The 1,511-nt window shown below is 54.3% G+C and carries 1 protein-coding gene; it reads right to left on the bottom strand.

Annotated elements, in window-relative coordinates; all coding sequences use genetic code 11:
- On the bottom strand, positions 1-1,511 hold a 1,511-nt coding region (locus tag D8Y22_RS20055), incomplete at both ends, for a HEAT repeat domain-containing protein (protein WP_174811933.1).

The raw sequence follows: 1,511 nt of genomic DNA, 5'->3' as shown, positions 1-1,511 counted from the left end.
ATGAACGTCAATCTGGCACATCTTGTCCTCAGTCGCTTGGATCGAGGCTACCCAGCCACGTCCTGCGAACTGATATTGAAGATGCAACAGGCTATAGTAATGATTCATCTGGCCGAGAGCCCATCCTGCAGCCTTTTGTACTTCCATACTGCTGTCCTCGTCTCGCCGTTCCTTGAGCGGTCCAACAGCTGTTTTCACGCCAACGTAGCCGAGCGCGCGACACGCACTGATCCGTGTATGTTCACTCTCTGCCCCAAGTGCATCGATCAAGACATCGGTCGCATGCTTGACGTCACTCGGATACTGTTCTGCAACCCGGGCAAGGATGTAGGCCGCATTTTGCTTTGCATAGTCATCATCGTCATCGACGAGTCTACTGATGCTCTCGAGGTCATACAACATACTCGCTGGATGGTGTTCCGCCAGATCCGCCAGTACACCAGCAGCATTTGCTCGAGTTCGAGCAGCAGATGTATCTAAGAGATCAATCATCGTCGGGGTCGCCATCTCTACAGCGTCTGGGTACTCCTTTGCGACGTATCCAAGCACGGCGATCGCTCCCGCTCGGTGGCTCGAGTCGGGGTTTTTGATGTAGGTATGGAGATCAGAAACGACGGGAACTACGACGTCGGCTTCGGCCCCAGCAATATCGATCAACGCTTGAACGGCTTTCTGTTCTTCGGGCGGGTCCTCCTGAAGGAGGGTAACCAGATTCGGAACAGCGTCTCTGACAGCACCCGGATGTGCTTCAGCAATCGCAGCAACAAATCGAATACCCTCCTCGAGGATACCGCCATCGGATGCTGGCTCGAGCAGCGGAATTATCTCATCGGTAACTGGGACCCCCATGTCGGGATCGTGTTCGGCTAGCAGCGCCAGACAACTGAGAGCACCAAACCGTGTGAGAATAACATCACTATCTAACTGATCGACTAGCACTGGGCGTTTCGATACGATATCAGCTGCGCGTTCGGGAATCAGCCGCCCGAGTGCAGTCAATGCATGCATCTGCGCTTTCTCGTGCTCAGAATGAACAAGCGTGACTAATTCATCGATATTGGCTTCATCGGGCGAACCACCCACCGTCCGGTCAAGATACTCTGCTCGATGCACATCTGCCTTGCCGGCATGGATCCACTCGGGCGACCATCGATCACGAACATCGGCCCAGCAATCTGGGCACAGCCAATCCACGATGTCTCCGTCAGTCCGGCCTGGAGTAATAATCTCTGGTGGTGACACTGCTGTTGCACAGCGGTTGCACTCGATATGCCGATCTGGATTGTACGAGTCCGGAACCCACCACGGGCGTTGGTCAGGCGTTTCGTTGAGACGAAGTAGGTACCAGTCTGGAATTCCTCGTTCCCCGGCAAGGTACTGGTGTCCAAATTCCTGGATTCCAGCAGCGGTCACGCGAGCATAGCCGGCGACAAACCCCTGATAGTGAATCAGGTATACCGACTCTGATTCGCGTACAATGTCGAATCGATCGATTCCATCGGTGAGGATAA

It is taken from the genome of Salinadaptatus halalkaliphilus (assembly GCF_006543045.1).
GTDB lineage: Archaea > Halobacteriota > Halobacteria > Halobacteriales > Natrialbaceae > Salinadaptatus > Salinadaptatus halalkaliphilus.
Note: the sequence above shows the minus strand (reverse complement) of the source record. Positions and strands in the feature narration are given on the sequence as shown.